The sequence below is a fragment of the Pseudomonas sp. MSSRFD41 genome (assembly GCF_014230245.1).
In the GTDB taxonomy this organism is placed as follows: domain Bacteria; phylum Pseudomonadota; class Gammaproteobacteria; order Pseudomonadales; family Pseudomonadaceae; genus Aquipseudomonas; species Aquipseudomonas piscis.
Genome location: NZ_JACKZK010000002.1, coordinates 312,067 through 327,348, shown reverse-complemented (window position 1 = coordinate 327,348; position 15,282 = coordinate 312,067). Strand labels below are relative to the sequence as shown.

Annotated in this window: 13 protein-coding genes; 6 read left to right on the top strand and 7 right to left on the bottom strand. The window is 64.2% G+C overall.

The window, feature by feature from the left end; genetic code table 11:
• Positions 1-56: 56 nt before the first annotated feature.
• Complete coding sequence (gene queG, locus H7A76_RS05120) at positions 57-1,136, top strand: tRNA epoxyqueuosine(34) reductase QueG (RefSeq protein WP_185697504.1); 1,080 nt, start codon at positions 57-59, stop codon at positions 1,134-1,136.
• Here the strand turns inward: queG and H7A76_RS05115 are convergent.
• Complete coding sequence (locus H7A76_RS05115; RefSeq protein ID WP_185697503.1) at positions 1,118-1,729, bottom strand: trimeric intracellular cation channel family protein; 612 nt, start codon at positions 1,727-1,729, stop codon at positions 1,118-1,120. The two genes, queG and H7A76_RS05115, sit on opposite strands and share 19 nt — an antisense overlap.
• Before the next feature lie 102 nt (positions 1,730-1,831).
• A complete protein-coding gene (gene orn, locus H7A76_RS05110) occupies positions 1,832-2,374 on the bottom strand; it encodes an oligoribonuclease (protein WP_185697502.1) in 543 nt (180 codons plus the stop codon).
• Between the two features lie 108 nt (positions 2,375-2,482).
• Between orn and rsgA the strand changes: the two genes are divergently transcribed.
• Positions 2,483-3,514 (top strand): small ribosomal subunit biogenesis GTPase RsgA, encoded by a 1,032-nt coding sequence (rsgA, locus tag H7A76_RS05105; RefSeq protein WP_185697501.1) that lies wholly within the window; start codon positions 2,483-2,485, stop codon positions 3,512-3,514.
• A gap of 53 nt (positions 3,515-3,567) precedes the next feature.
• On the opposite strand, the gene motB is transcribed toward rsgA, so the two are convergent.
• Complete coding sequence (motB, locus tag H7A76_RS05100) at positions 3,568-4,659, bottom strand: flagellar motor protein MotB (protein ID WP_185697500.1); 1,092 nt, start codon at positions 4,657-4,659, stop codon at positions 3,568-3,570.
• Positions 4,660-4,662: 3 nt separating this feature from the next.
• Positions 4,663-5,514 carry a flagellar motor stator protein MotA gene (gene motA, locus H7A76_RS05095; protein WP_185697499.1) on the bottom strand — a complete coding sequence of 284 codons (852 nt, stop codon included), beginning with the start codon at positions 5,512-5,514 and terminating at the stop codon, positions 4,663-4,665.
• Positions 5,515-5,679: 165 nt separating this feature from the next.
• Here motA and H7A76_RS05090 point away from each other — a divergent pair, with 165 nt between their 5' ends.
• From H7A76_RS05090 to asd, 3 genes are read left to right on the top strand one after another with little or no spacing between them, the layout of a single operon-like run.
• Positions 5,680-7,218, top strand: a complete 1,539-nt coding sequence (locus tag H7A76_RS05090; protein ID WP_185697498.1) for an HDOD domain-containing protein — start codon at positions 5,680-5,682, stop codon at positions 7,216-7,218.
• Between the two features lie 43 nt (positions 7,219-7,261).
• Positions 7,262-8,077 carry a thiosulfate sulfurtransferase gene (rhdA, locus tag H7A76_RS05085; protein WP_185697497.1) on the top strand — a complete coding sequence of 272 codons (816 nt, stop codon included), beginning with the start codon at positions 7,262-7,264 and terminating at the stop codon, positions 8,075-8,077.
• 18 nt (positions 8,078-8,095) lie between these two features.
• Positions 8,096-8,956 carry an archaetidylserine decarboxylase gene (asd, locus tag H7A76_RS05080; RefSeq protein ID WP_185697496.1) on the top strand — a complete coding sequence of 287 codons (861 nt, stop codon included), beginning with the start codon at positions 8,096-8,098 and terminating at the stop codon, positions 8,954-8,956.
• Between the two features lie 72 nt (positions 8,957-9,028).
• On the opposite strand, the gene serB is transcribed toward asd, so the two are convergent.
• Positions 9,029-10,243: a phosphoserine phosphatase SerB gene (gene serB / locus H7A76_RS05075; RefSeq protein WP_185697495.1), complete on the bottom strand. Its 1,215-nt coding sequence runs from the start codon at positions 10,241-10,243 to the stop codon at positions 9,029-9,031.
• A 134-nt stretch (positions 10,244-10,377) separates the two neighbouring features.
• On the opposite strand from serB, the gene H7A76_RS05070 reads away from it, so the two are divergent.
• The gene (locus H7A76_RS05070; protein ID WP_185697494.1) at positions 10,378-11,907 is read left to right on the top strand and encodes an AhpA/YtjB family protein; all 1,530 of its coding nucleotides are present in this window, start codon (positions 10,378-10,380) and stop codon (positions 11,905-11,907) included.
• A gap of 231 nt (positions 11,908-12,138) precedes the next feature.
• Here the strand turns inward: H7A76_RS05070 and H7A76_RS05065 are convergent, their stop codons facing one another.
• A complete protein-coding gene (locus H7A76_RS05065; protein WP_185697493.1) occupies positions 12,139-12,849 on the bottom strand; it encodes a membrane integrity-associated transporter subunit PqiC in 711 nt (236 codons plus the stop codon).
• Between the two features lie 167 nt (positions 12,850-13,016).
• Positions 13,017-15,275 carry a DNA topoisomerase IV subunit A gene (parC, locus tag H7A76_RS05060; protein ID WP_185697492.1) on the bottom strand — a complete coding sequence of 753 codons (2,259 nt, stop codon included), beginning with the start codon at positions 15,273-15,275 and terminating at the stop codon, positions 13,017-13,019.
• Positions 15,276-15,282: the final 7 nt, after the last annotated feature.

The following is a 15,282-nucleotide window of genomic DNA, read 5'->3' as shown; positions in this document are numbered from 1 at the left end:
CAGCTCCGATGTCTGGCAGAATTATACGCACCTCAGTAGTCGGTTTCTCTCGCCTCATGCCCGCCATCACCCAGGATCTTCCCGCCCTCGCCCAATCCATCAAGGACTGGGGCCGCGAACTGGGCTTCCAGCAAGTCGGCATCAGCGGCCTGGACCTTGCCGAACACGAAAGCCACCTGGAACGCTGGCTCGCCGCTGGCTACCACGGTGAAATGGAATACATGGGCGCCCACGGCAACAAGCGCTCGCGTCCTGCAGAACTGGTGCCCGGCACCCTGCGCGTGGTTTCGCTACGCATGGACTACCTGCCCGGCGACACCCAGATGACCCAGCGCCTGGCCCAGCCATCCAAGGCCTATGTCTCGCGCTATGCCCTGGGCCGCGACTACCACAAGCTGATCCGCAAGCGTGTGCAGCAACTGGCCGAGCGCATCCAACAGGTCATCGGCCCCTTCGGCTACCGCGCCTTCGTCGACAGTGCGCCAGTGCTGGAGAAAGCCATTGCCGAACAGGCCGGCCTGGGCTGGATCGGCAAGAACACCCTGGTCCTCAACCGCAAGGCCGGCAGCTACTTCTTCCTCGGCGAGCTGTTCGTCGACCTGCCACTGCCAGTGGATACCCCCCACGCCAGCGAACATTGCGGACGCTGCACTGCGTGCCTGGACATCTGCCCGACCAACGCCTTCGTCGGCCCTTACCAGCTGGACGCCCGGCGCTGCATTTCCTACCTGACCATCGAGTTGAAGAACGCCATTCCCGAAGAACTGCGCCCACTGATCGGCAACCGGGTATTTGGCTGCGACGACTGCCAGATCGTCTGCCCCTGGAACCGTTTCGCCCGCACCTCGGGAGAGGGCGACTTCAAGCCCCGGCACAACCTGGACAACGCCGAACTGGCGGAACTGTTCCTGTGGGATGAAGAGCAATTCCTGAGCAATACCGAGGGCTCACCGCTGCGGCGCGCCGGCTACGAGCGCTGGTTGCGCAACCTCGCGGTGGGCCTGGGCAACGCACCATCCACCATTCCGGTGCTGGAAGCCCTGAAGGCCCGCCAGAACTACCCGTCGGAGTTGGTGCGCGAACATGTGCAGTGGGCCCTGGCCCAGCATGCCAGCCGTCAATGTTCGTCGTTGTAGACGAACTTGGGCATTTCCCAGTGGAAGCGAATCGCCAGCAAGCGCAGCAGAAAGCCACCGAACAAGGTGATCAGGATCGACTGCTCGCCGGGTAGTTGCAGATAGATGCACAGCATGTAGCACCAGGCAGCGGCGAAGGACACGCTGGCGTACAGCTCACGACGGAAGATCAGCGGAATATCGTTGCAGAAGATATCCCGGAGAATGCCGCCGAAGACCCCGGTGATCACCCCGCTGACCGAAGCCACCAGCATGCCGTGGCCCATCTCCAGGGCGGTCATGCAGCCGATCAGGGTGAAGGCCACCAGACCGACCGCATCGAGCACCAAAAACAGCGAGCGCAAATGGCGCATCAAGGGGGCGATGAAGATCGTCACCAGGGCCGCCACCGACGTCAGCACCAGGTACTCGGGATGCTTGACCCAGGTCAGCGGGTAATGCCCGAGCAGCACATCGCGCACCGAACCGCCGCCCAGGGCGGTGACACAGGCGATCAGGACCACGCCGAACCAGTCCATGCCGCGACGTCCGGCAGAAAGGGCGCCAGTCATGGCTTCGGCGGTAATGGCGATCAGATAAAGCATCAACAACATGTTGGCGGTCCCTTCAAGAAGGCGCGCAGTCTACTCAGTTGGCGCGGGCACCAAAAGAGGGCGGCAGCGGGCACGAGGCAACCGGCCCGCTCGCCAGCATGTTCAGAGCTTGATGAAGTGCTTGCGGTAGTGCTGCAGCTCGGCGATGGATTCGCGGATGTCGTCCAGGGCCAGGTGAGTACCGCCCTTCTTGAAGCTGTCGCGCACCTCGGGTGCCCAACGGGCAGCCAGTTCCTTGAGGGTCGAGACGTCGAGGTTGCGGTAGTGGAAATAGCTTTCCAGGCTCTTCATGTGGCGATAGAGGAAGCGCCGGTCCTGGCAGATGCTGTTGCCACAGATCGGCGACTTGCCCTTGGGCACCCATTGCTCCAGGAAGGCGATGGTCCGGGCCTCGGCCTCGGCCATGTCGATGCGGCTCTCACGCACCCGCTGGGTCAGGCCGGAGTTGCCGTGCTGGCGAGTGTTCCACTCATCCATGCCGGCGAGAATCTCGTCGCTCTGGTGGATGGCGATGACCGGTCCTTCAGCCAAGGTATTCAGGTTGCTATCGGTGACGATGGTCGCCATCTCGATGATGACGTCGGTGTCGGGGTTCAGACCGGTCATTTCCAGATCGATCCAAATCAGGTTCTGCGGGTTTTGCATGGGTGGGCTCCTCGGCGTGGTTGCGCAGTTTAGCCTAGAGGGCCTGCCCGGCGTGCTAAACTCGCCGCCGTTTTACCCAATCGCCGTAATTATCGACACGGAACATCAATGGCCAAACGCCAGCTCAATCGCCGCCAGAACTGGCGCATCGAAAAGATCCAGGGTGAGCGCGCAGCCCGCGCCGCCAAACGCGAGTCCTCCGTCATGGAGGCGCTGGAAGGGGGCGACCTGGGGCCGGAGCAGACCGGCCTGGTGATCGCCCACTTCGGCGTCCAGGTCGAAGTCGAGGCCCGCGAAGGCGAACTGGCCGGCCAGGTATTTCGCTGTCACTTGCGGGCCAACCTGCCGGCGCTGGTGACCGGCGACCAGGTGGTCTGGCGCGCCGGCAACCAGGGCATAGGGGTGATCGTCGCCCAACTGCCCCGCAGCACCGAGCTCTGCCGCCCCGACAGCCGTGGCCAGCTCAAGCCGGTAGCGGCCAACGTCGACATGATCGTGATCGTCTTCGCGCCCATGCCAGAACCCCACGCCAACCTCATCGACCGTTACCTGGTGGCCGCCGAACATGCCGGGATCCGTCCCTTGCTGCTGCTGAACAAGGCCGACCTGATCGACGCGCAGAACGCCCCGGCGCTCAACGCCCTGCTGGCGGTCTATCGCCAGCTGGGCTATCCGCTGCTGGAAGTCTCGGCCCATCACGGCGACGGCATGGAGCAACTACAAGCGCTGCTCGATGGCCGCATCAGCGTGTTCGTCGGCCAATCGGGGGTGGGCAAGTCATCCCTGGTCAACAGCCTGCTGCCAGACGTCTCCACCCGGGTCGGCCCGCTGTCGGAATTTTCCGGACAGGGCACCCACACCACCACCACCGCCCGGCTGTTCCACTTCCCCGGTGGCGGCGAGCTGATCGACTCCCCCGGCATTCGCGAATTCGGCCTGGGCCACGTCAGCCGCGCCGACGTCGAAGCCGGCTTCATCGAGTTCAACGACCTGCTGGGCACCTGCCGCTTCCGTGACTGCAAGCACGACCGAGAGCCCGGCTGCGCTCTGCTCAAGGCCCTGGAAGAGGGCCGCATCCAGCAACAGCGAATGAACAGCTACCGCTCGATCATCGCCAGCCTGCCCGACGACAGCTACTGACCCTGCCTCCACGCAGAAACGACTAGGCCGCGATCATCGCGGCCTAGTCGTTTTTACCTGGCGGTTCCCGGCGTGGCCGTGGGGGCCGTTGCTGGCGCAGCAGGTGCAGGCGTTTTGCCCGCCGCGCCCTGCTCATCCATTTTCAGCACCCCGTCCTCGAAGATGTTCAGGCGCTGGCGCACTTCGTGGGCCGGCAGTGGTTCGCTACCCGGTGGCAAGGCGTGCGGATCGGCTGTCGCCCCCGGTACCTCGCCAGGGGCTCCAGTGCCCTGGGTCGGCGCCGGAGCTTTCTGGTCGCCCTGCTCGCCCTCGATGGCGCGCTGGGCCCGCTTGGTCAGCACCACGATGTCGATACGCCGGTTGACCGGGTTGAACGGATCCTTGCGATCGAACAGCGCCGACGAAGCGAAACCCACCACCCGCGCCACTTGCGGATCAGGATACCCCCCGGCAACCAGCGCCCGGCGAGCAGCATTGGCACGGTTGGCCGACAGCTCCCAGTTGCCGAACTCGCCGCTGCCCGAGTAAGGCGTGGCGTCGGTGTGGCCGCTGATGCTGATCTTGTTCGGCACCGCCTTGATGGTGTCGGCCATGGCCAGCAGGATGTCTTCGAAATACGGCTTCAGGCGGGCACTGCCGGAGTCGAACATCGGCCGGTTCTCGGCGTCCATGATCTGGATGCGCAAGCCGTCAGGCGTGATCTCGAAAAGAATCTGGTCCTTGAACTTCTGCAGCTGGGGATTTTCCTCGACCTTGTTCTGCAATTCCTGCAGCAACAGTTCAAGACGCTCGCGCTCGACCTGTTCGGCCATGCCCTCCACCTGCTCGGAGTCCACCGTGACCTTGTCCGGCTGGGGCTGGGACTTGATCTCGGGGTTCAGGGTGTTTTCCGGCGCCAGCTCCGGCGAGCCGCCCAGGTCGATGATGTAGGGCGTACCGCTTTCGGAAAAGCCGATCGGGTCCTTGAAGTAACCGGCGATGGCGATCTTCTGTTCCGGGGTGGCCGTGGACAACAGCCACAGCACCAGGAAGAACGCCATCATCGCCGTGGCGAAGTCGGCGAAGGCAATTTTCCAGGCGCCCCCGTGATGTCCGCCGGCGAAGCGCTTGACGCGCTTGATGATAATCGGCTGATTGTTTTCCATGACTTAGCGACCGCGAACCGCTTGTTCCAGCTCGGCGAAGCTCGGACGGTGCGCCGGGTACAGAACCTTACGCCCGAACTCCACCGCCAGCGAAGGCGGCATGCCGGAAGCGGAGGCCACCAAGGACGCCTTGATGGCTTCGTAGACGTTCAGCTCTTCCTTGGCATCGTGGGCCAGGGAATGGGCCAGCGGGCCGAAGAAACCATAGGCCGCGAGAATACCGAAGAAGGTACCTACCAGCGCCGCACCCACGTGCAGGCCGATGGACTTCTGGTCACCGTCACCCAGGGACGCCATCGTCACCACGATACCCAGTACCGCCGCGACGATACCGAAACCAGGCATGCCGTCGGCAATACCGGTGACCGCATGGGATGGATGCTCGAGTTCTTCCTTGAGGCTGAACAGCTCCATGTCGAACAGGCCTTCCAGCTCATGGGGAGCCATGTTGCCGGAGGACATGATGCGAAGGTAGTCACAGATGTAGGCGGTCATGCGCTCGTCTTTGAGCACCGCCGGGTACTTGGCGAAGATCGGGCTGGCGGCTGCGTCCTCGATATCGCCTTCGATGGCCATCATGCCTTCGCGGCGGCTCTTGTTGAGGATCTCGTAGATCAGGCCCAGCACTTCCAGGTAGAAGGTATGGGTGAAACGCGAACTGAACATCCCCAGGGATTTCTTGACGACGTGCATCGTCATGTAGCCAGGGTTGGCCTGGAGGAATGCACCAAAAGCCGCACCGCCGATGATCATGACCTCGAAAGGCTGGATCAGCGCTGCGATCTTGCCGTGGGAAAGCACGTATCCGCCGAGCACGCTAGCGAATACGACGATGATGCCGATAATTTTAGCCATAGATAGGAGAGTACTTATGAGTCGGGTTCAAGGTCATATTCGGAAGTTCTTAAAACTCTTCTTCTACTTATCGGCAAAACTGCGCCAGACTATAGCCAGTTAAGGCGAAAAGCCAGTTTGGCCCACTCCGGGCGTGTTCCCAGCAGACAATGATTGCGCCCGACCATGTCCAATGAAACCAGCACCCCGCACTCTGCGCCCAGCTCTCTAGACGCCTGGCTCAAGCTTCTCTGCGCCGTGCGCCTGCCGGTGCCGCAAGCCAGCCACGACCGGGTCTGCAAGGCCATCGCCAATAATCGCAGTTCGCTGCGGGAAATCGCCGACCTGATGCAAGATAGCCCGGCATTGGCCCTTAGCGTGATCCGCGAGGCCAACCGGCATACCCACGGCAGCATGAGCGAGCCGGCGGAGAACCTGGAAATCGCGGTCAACCGCCTGGGCCTCAAGCGTACCCAGGAATTGCTGGAACAACTGCCGACCCTGCCCGAAGCGCAAATTCCCCAGGCCCTGCGGCAGCTGCAGCTGATCAGCCGGCACGCCACCCAACAAGCCAACGGTTTCTTCGCCGGGCGCCTGGCCCGCCTGTGGCAGGACATCCACTGGGGCAGCCTGCTGTTCCTCTCTCCTCTGTGGGCCATGGCCTTGAGCTACCCCACGCTGATGGAAGAGTGGGAGCTGCGGGTCATCTACAAGCACGAGTCGGCGCGCAAGGTTGAACTGCAATTGTTCGGCGTACGCCTGATGGAGGTCTGCCAAGCCCTGGTTCAAGCCTGGCACCTGCCGATCTGGGTGCAACAGGGCTACCGCCTGCTGACCAGCGAGCAACACCTGCTGGCCAAGGTCATGCTGATCGCCCGCGACAGCGACAACCCGCTGCGCCAGCAACAGCGCCTGGACGACGACTCGGAACTGCGGCGCTGGCTGAACCAGCCGGCCAACTGCGTCCTGCTGGCCAACGGCATGGCCCTGGCGGCGCAATTCTCCTGGAACAACCCCCACGGCCAGCGCTGGCAGAACCTCACCGCCCTGTACCTGCAGACGCCGGTCGCCGAGGTCCAGCAGCAGTTGCACCAACAAGCCGCCAACAGTGCCCGCAACGACAGCCAGCCCGATCTCTGGCATCCGGCCCAGGCCCTGCTCTGGCCCTGGAACGTGCGCCGCCTGCACAATGGCGAGCTGCCCGCACCAGCGCCGACCGCCCTGGAACTGGCCAAGTGGCGCCAGCTGTGCAGCGAGCTGCTGCTCGAGCCGAGCCCCTTCACCAATGCCGTGCACCTCACCGGTTGTGCCCGGGATGCCCTGGCAGCGTGTGGCATGCGGCGGATCATGCTGCTGATGGTCGATCGCAGCCACAGCCAGTTGCGAGTGCAACAGCTGCATGGCCTGCCCAGGGAAGCCGCCGGGCTGAGCCTGCAAGCCAAGCAAAGCCCATTGCTGCAGCGCCTGCTGGAGAAGTCCGCGCAGATCCGCCTGACCCCGGACAACTATCGGCAATTCGCTCCTCACCTGCCCGGGGCCCTGCGCCAGCTGTTCCGTGGCGAGCACCTGCTGATCCGCTCGCTGTCCTGCAATGGTCGGGTTCTGCTGCTGGCGATCGCCGACCAGGGCGGCGTGCCCTTGGCCGAAACCAGCGTCCAGGCCTTCGGCAAGACCGCCCAGTGCATCGAGAAAGCCTTGCACAGCTTTACCAACCGCAGCCAGTAGCGCTTGCGCTACAATTCCACCCTTTGTGCCCTGGGGACCTGACATGTCTGACTTTTCCGGCTTGCCGCTGGTCATCGAACCCGGCGACCTGCTCGCCCGTCTCGACGCCCGCGAACTGATCCTGGTCGACCTGACCAGCGCCGCCCGCTATAGCACCGGGCATATTCCCGGGGCACGCTTCGTCGACCCCAAGCGCACCCAGCTCGGCCAGGCGCCAGCCCCCGGACTGCTGCCACCCAAGGCCGCCCTCGAGGCGCTGTTCGGTGAGCTCGGACACAACCCCGACGCGGTCTATGTGGTGTATGACGATGAGGGCGGCGGCTGGGCCGGACGCTTCATCTGGCTGCTGGATGTGATCGGCCACCCGCACTATCACTACGTCGATGGCGGCCTGTCGGCCTGGCTGGCGGAAAGCCTGCCGGTATCCACCCAGGTACCGTCAGCCGTCGGCGGCCCGGTGCCCCTGACCCTGCACGACCAACCTACCGCCACCCGCGAGTACCTGCAGAGCCGCCTCGGCGCCGCCGACCTGGCCATCTGGGACGCCCGCGGCCCGCTGGAGTATTCGGGCGAAAAGGTCCTGGCCGCCAAGGGCGGGCACATTCCCGGCGCAGTGAATTTCGAATGGACCGCCGGCATGGACCAGGCCCGCCACCTGCGCATCCGCCGTGACATGCCGCAGATTCTCGAGAGCCTGGGCATCAGCAAAGACAAAGAAGTGATCACCCACTGCCAGACCCACCACCGCTCCGGCTTCACCTACCTGGTGGCCAAGGCGCTGGGCTATCCACGGGTCAAAGGCTACGCCGGCTCGTGGGGCGAATGGGGCAATCATCCCGATACGCCCGTAGAGATTTAAGGTTTTTAAGGACACCCAATGAAAAAGCGTTTGTTCATCATCAGCCAGTACCTGCTGCCTCACCACCTGCTGTCGCGTCTGGCGGGCTGCATCGCCGAGTGCCGCGTGCGCTGGTTCAAGAATGCCTTCACCAGCTGGTTCGCCAAGCAGTACCAGGTGGACATGTCCGAGGCCCAGGTAGAAGACGTGACCGCCTACGAGCACTTCAATGCCTTCTTCACCCGCGCCCTGAAAGACGGCGCACGGCCACTGGACCCGACTCCGGGCGCGGTGCTCAGCCCCGCCGACGGCGCCGTCAGCCAGCTCGGCCCGATCGAACATGGGCGAGTGTTCCAGGCCAAGGGCCACAGCTACAGCGTGCTGGAGCTGCTGGGCGGTGACCCGGCCCTGGCCGCGCCGTTCATGGGCGGCGACTTCGCCACCATCTACCTGTCACCCAAGGACTACCACCGCGTGCACATGCCGCTGGCCGGCACCCTGCGGGAAATGGTCTACGTCCCCGGGCGGATCTTCTCGGTCAACCAGACCACCGCGGAAAACGTCCCCGAGCTGTTCGCCCGCAACGAGCGCGTGGTGTGCATCTTCGACACCGAGCGCGGCCCCATGGCCCTGGTGCTGGTGGGCGCGATGATCGTCGCCTCGATCGAAACCGTCTGGGCCGGCCTGGTGACGCCACCCAAGCGCGAACTCAAGACCGTGCGCTACGACGAGGCCGCCCGCGCCCCGATCCACCTGGAGAAAGGCGCCGAGATGGGCCGCTTCAAACTGGGCTCCACCGCCATCGTGCTGTTCGGCCCGGACCAGGTGCAGTGGGCCGAAGGGCTGGCGGCCGGTTCGCCGGTCCGCATGGGCCAGGGCCTGGGCGCGCCCACGGCGTGATGCCCGGCTAACACCGCAAACAAAAACGCCGCTGATCAGCGGCGTTTTTCATGGGGGAAGACTCGTACCCGATCAGGCCTGCCCGTCGCGATCGCGCAAGCCCAACAGGTACAGCACGCCGTCCAGGCCCAGGGTCGAGATCGCCTGCTTGGCCGACTGCTTGACCAGCGGCTTGGCACGGAACGCCACGCCCAGGCCGGCAATGCCCAGCATCGGCAGGTCGTTGGCGCCGTCGCCGACCGCGATGGTCTGCTCCAGGCGCAGGCCTTCCTTGTGCGCGAGTTCACGCAGCAGGTCGGCCTTGCGTTGTGCGTCGACAATCGGCTCTACGGCCACGCCGGTGACCTTGCCATCCACCACTTCCAGCTCGTTGGCGAACACGTAGTCGATGCCCAGCTTGGCTTGCAGCTGCTTGGCGAAATAGGTGAAGCCACCGGACAGGATCGCGGTCTTGTAGCCCAGGCGCTTGAGCTCGGCGAACAGGGTCTCGGCGCCCTCGGTCAGGCGCAGGGAGGCGCCGATGGAATCCAGCACGCTGACGTCCAGGCCTTTGAGCAGGGCCAGGCGCTCCTTGAAGCTGGCGCGAAAATCCAGCTCGCCGGCCATGGCCCGTTCGGTGATTGCCGCGACCCGATCGCCGACCCCAGCGGCCTTGGCCAACTCGTCGATTACTTCGGCCTCGATCAGCGTCGAGTCCATGTCGAACACCGCCAGGCGCCGGTTGCGGCGGAACAGCGAGTCCTCCTGGAAGGCGATGTCGACGTTCAACTCCTGGGCCACACTGAGGAATTCGGCCCGCAGCGCCTGGGGATCGGCGGCTTCGCCGCGTACCGAGAACTCGATGCAGCCCTTGCCCTGGTCGGCGGGCATATCCAGGGGCATGCGCCCGGACAGGCGATCGATGTGGTCGATGTTCAAGCCGTACTTGGCGGTGATCGAACTGACTCGCTGCAACTGCTCGGCGGTGACCTTGCGGGTCAGCAGGGTGACGATGTGGCGCTTCTTGCCCTGCCCTGCCACCCACTGCTGGTAATCCTCCTCGGACACCGGGGTGAAACGCACCTGCTGGTCGAGCTTGTAGGCGGTGAACAGGATGTCCTTGAGCACCGAGGAACTGCGCTCGTTGTCCGGGATCTCGACCAGGATGCCGAACGACAAGGCGTCGTGGATCACCGCCTGACCGATGTCGAGAATGTTCACACCACCCTGGGCCAGGACGCCGGTAATGGCCGCAGTCAGACCGGGACGATCTTCGCCGGTGATGTTTATCAGGACAATTTCGCGCAAGGCGCACCCCCGAGGTGGAAAAAAAAGCGCATTCTACCCATTTTCGCTGACCATCGGGCACAGCCAGCGCTTTGCCGGCCTAGGGCCTCTCGCTATACTGCGCGTCAACTTCACGGACTAAAGAGCCGAGCTCAGTGAACCGGCCCACGCCAGTTAAAAACGATAACTTCTTCTTGCTGATCTTCCGTGCACTGCGCCACCGCCGTGTACCGATTGCATTGCGTATTGCCAGCCATAACGTGATCCTGGTCGCCCTGGCCCTGGTGATCTATGCCGGCGTGATGGGCCTGCAATTCAAGCAAGCCATGCATGAGCAGGCCGACGCCCTGGGCCAGAGCCTGACTACCCAGACCGCCACCTCGGCCACCGAGCTGCTGGTGTCCAACGACATCCTCAGCCTCAACGTCTTGCTCAACAACCTGACCAAGAATCCGCTGGTGGCCCACGCGGCGATCTACAGCGTCGACAACCGCATCCTCGCCGAGGCCGGCCAACGCCCCAAGAGCAGCCTGCTGGGCGAAACCGAAGGCGTGTACCAGACCAAGATCACCTTCCAGGAGGTCACCGCCGGCAACCTGCGGATCAGCCTGGACATGGCCCAGTTCCAGCAGCCGATGACCATCAGCCTGCAGAGCATGGGCATCCTCAGCGCCATCCTGCTGGCCCTGGCGCTCGCCCTGAGCCTGCGCCTGGGTCGCCATATCTCCACCCCGCTGCTGCAATTGCGGGTCTGGCTGCGGGACCTGGACGAACATACCCCGGCGATCCAGCGCCAGGATGAAATCGGTGACCTGGCGCGCCAGCTGCACGCCCGCCTCGCCCCGGAGATCCCCGAGCCAGAGCCTCAGCCCGAACCGCAAGAACAGGACGAAGAAGACGCCCCGGCTTTCGAAATCCGCAACCTGCGCGATCCGAGCTTCGATGAAAGCGCCCCGGTGGCCGGCTTGAAACCAGCGCCACGGCACCTGGTCAGCGCCGAGGAAGACGAACTGGACGAAGAAGACCCGTTCGCCGACCTGCGCGATCATTCCTCGTCCTCGGCGCCGTTGGCCAAGCCCCAGGCACAGCCCGAGGTCCCGGCCGAACCCCAGCACAGCGCCGTGCTGGCGGTGCAACTGGGCGCCCAGGAACAGCTGCGGCGCCTGCCCCGGGCGCGCCTGACGGAATTGCTCGAACGCTACCGTGATTGCCTCGACCAGGCGGCCTCGCTGTACCAGAGCGAGCTGCACACCCTGAACGATGGCAGCACGCTGATGCTGTTCCACAGCGAAGACAGCGGCGATGACTACCTGACCAACGCCATCTGCTGCGGCGAGCTCTTGCGCGCCCTGGGCCATGCCCTGCAGATCGAAGTGGCGGACAGCGGCATCACCCTGCAACTGCAGCTGGGCCTGACCCTGGGCGAAGGACTGTTCGGCCTGAGCCAGATCGACCTGCTGCTGACCGAGACCGCCCAGGATGCCCTGGCGCTGTCCCAGCACAGCCGCAACCTGCTGCTGGTGGAGCGCAAGGTCAATGATGACGCCCTACTGCGCCAGCGCGCACGTATCCGTCCGATCGCCAGCCCGGAAGGTGCCTGCTGCGTCGAACGCCTGATGGAACCCTACCCGTCGATGCTGGAGCGACAGCTGGCGCGCATGCACGAGACCCGGGCCAAGCTGTAACGCCTGTCAACACAGCCGGCCCTGCGCGTGATGCCGATCAGTTATGCAAGGTGATCCCGACGCTCGATTGCTCGCGATGGTCGTTAACAGTCGCACGTGCTGACTGGATACACGCACATCGCGGGCAAGCCTCGCCCCTACAGCATTAGCCCGGCACGGGCTTTTTTGTGCCTGCTCCCCCAGAAACCACAAGGCCCGCCAATGGCGGGCCTTGTCTTGCTGCGGATCACATCAGAACCGGAACACTTCCATATCCGTGCGGATCGGCGTGGCCATCGGCATCTTCGGCCGCTTTTCCGGCTCAGCCGGCTTGGGCGCCGGCGCCGGTGGCGCCTTGCGCGGCACCTCGGCCACCGCAGGCTGGTTGGCCAGGGGCTTGAGGGCACCGGACAATTGTTCGGCCAGGCGCTGCAACAGCACGCCTTGCGCCTGTACCTGGGACGCAGTGGTCCCCGCATGTTGCTCCTGCAGGTGAACGATGCGGTTGTCGCGTACCTGGCCGCGACGGTCGATCAGGCGCCACTGGGCATCCAGTACCGCCGGCTGGGTCTTGCCGGAATCCAGGCGGGTGATCGACAGCAGTACCTGCACATCCGGAGTGAAGCCGTTGGTGGCCGGGGCCAACACCACCCGCTGGCTATCCAGGTGACCGGCTACCTGGCGCAGCAGCAACTGGTCGATATCCGAAGAGAGGCTGCCAGCCCAACGGCCGTCGGTCGCAGCCTGCAGGCTGCCATCATCCTGGCGCTGCAGCAGGGTTTCACGTTGCAGGTAATCGGCAATCAGCACCGGCCCCAGCAATACCGACATGCCGGTGCTGGCCGGCTGGGCTGGACTTCCGCTGTCCAGCTGATACAGCGACACCGGCTGGTGAACGCTGCAACCCGCCAGGCCAAGAACGCCCGCGAGCAGGAAAATAAAAGGAAGGCGCAGAACAGTCATCATCCCATCCAGGTGGCGACCACCAGGCCAGCCACAGTGAAAATACTCAAGAAAACAGAATAACGCCGGACCAGGCCGGCGTTTGAAAGCGCATATCATCCGTGAATATGCGCCATGACTCCAGTGTTCCAAGAACGATCGACCAGTTAAATGGCTGATCGTGCCTCTCAATTGAGAGGCTCTACCAACAACGCATCCACTCGCTGGAAGCCCCGCGGCAGCTTGTTGCCGCGACGCCCACGCTCGCCCTTGTAGTGCTCCAGGTCGTCGGCCTTGAGCGACAGGGTGCGCTTGCCCGCCTGCAGCACCAGGGTCGCACCTTCCGGCAGCACCGCGATATCGGTCACATACTCCTCGCGACTGGCGACTCGCTCACCGGGAATCCCAATGATCTTGTTGCCCTTGCCCTTGCCCAGCTGCGGCAGGTCGCTGATCTTGAACACCAGCAGGCGACCTTCGGTGGTCACCGAAGCCAGCCAGTTCTGCTCGCGATCGGCCACCGGCCTTGGCGCCAGGACCTTGGCGTTGTTCGGCAGGCTCAACAGCGCCTTGCCCGCCTTGTTCTTGGCCTGCAGGTCCTCGCCCTTGACCACGAAGCCGTAGCCGGCATCGGAGGCGATCACATACAGCGCCTCGTCGTCCGGCAGCAGCACGCAATCGAAGGTCGCGCCCGGCGGCGGCGTCAGGCGGCCGGTGAGCGGTTCGCCCTGGCCACGGGCCGATGGCAACGTGTGGGCCGCCACCGAATAACTGCGACCGGTGGAGTCGATGAACACCGCGAACTGATTGGAACGCCCGGCGGCAGCGGTCTTATAGCCGTCACCAGCCTTGTAGGACAAGCCAGTGGCGTCGATATCATGCCCCTTGGCGCAGCGGACCCAACCTTTTTCCGACAGAACGATAGTCACCGGTTCGGTCGGCATCAGCTCGTTTTCCGACAGGGCCTTGGCTTCGGCACGTTCGACGATCGGCGAACGACGGTCGTCGCCATAGGTCTCGGCGTCCTGCAGCAACTCGGTGCGCACCAGCTTCTTGAGCTTGGCTTCGCTGTTGAGCAGCGCCAGCAGCTTGGCCTGTTCCTTGAGCAATTCGTCCTGCTCAGCCCGCAGCTTCATCTCTTCCAGGCGCGCCAGTTGCCGCAGGCGAGTGTCGAGGATGTAGTCGGCCTGGATCTCGCTGAGGGCGAAACGCTCGATCAGCCTGGCCCGCGGCTGGTCCTCGGTCCGGATGATGTGGATTACTTCATCCAGGTTGAGGTAGGCAATCAGCAAGCCGTCCAACAGGTGCAGGCGGCGCTCGACCTTGTCCAGGCGGAACTGCAAGCGGCGGCGCACGGTGGCGACCCGGAACTCCAGCCATTCCACCAGCAGCGCACGCAGGTTCTTCAACTGCGGCTTGCCGTCCAGGCCGATGATGTTGACGTTGACCCGGTAGGTTGACTCCAGGTCGGTGGTGGCGAACAAGTGCTGCATCAGTTCGCCCGGATCGACCCGGTTGGAACGCGGGATGATCACGATACGGCAAGGGTTCTCGTGATCCGACTCGTCCCGCAGGTCGGCTACCATCGGCAGCTTCTTGGCCTGCATCTGGGCAGCGATCTGCTCCAGTACCTTGGCCCCGGAAACCTGGTGCGGCAACGCGGAAACCACGATGTCGCCGTCTTCGACCCGGTACACGGCGCGCATGCGCACCGAGCCACGACCCGTCTCGTAGATCTTCAGCAGGTCGGCACGCGGGGTGATGATCTCCGCCTCGGTGGGATAGTCCGGCCCCTGGATGTGCTCGCACAGCTGTTCCACCGTGGCCTTGGGCTCGTCCAGCAGGCGTACGCAGGCCGAAGCCACTTCCCGCAGGTTATGCGGCGGTACGTCGGTGGCCATGCCCACGGCGATGCCGGTGGTGCCGTTGAGCAGGATGTTCGGCAAGCGCGCCGGCAGCACCAGCGGCTCCTGGAGCGTGCCGTCGAAGTTCGGCCCCCAGTCCGCGGTGCCCTGGCCCAGCTCGCTGAGCAGCACCTCGGAGTAGCGCGACAGTCGCGCCTCGGTATAACGCATGGCCGCGAAGGACTTGGGATCGTCCGGTGCACCCCAGTTACCCTGGCCGTCCACCAGCGTGTAGCGGTAGCTGAACGGCTGGGCCATGAGCACCATGGCTTCGTAGCAGGCGGAGTCGCCGTGCGGGTGGAACTTGCCGAGCACGTCACCCACGGTACGGGCGGACTTCTTGTGCTTGGAATCGGCATCCAGCCCCAGCTCACTCATGGCGTAGACAATACGCCGCTGTACCGGTTTCAGGCCGTCGCCGATATGCGGCAGCGCACGGTCCATGATCACGTACATGGAGTAGTTGAGGTAGGCATTTTCGGTGAAGTCAGCCAGTGACCGGCGTTCTACGCCATCCAGGCTGAGATCAAGGGAGTCGCTCATGCGGGCC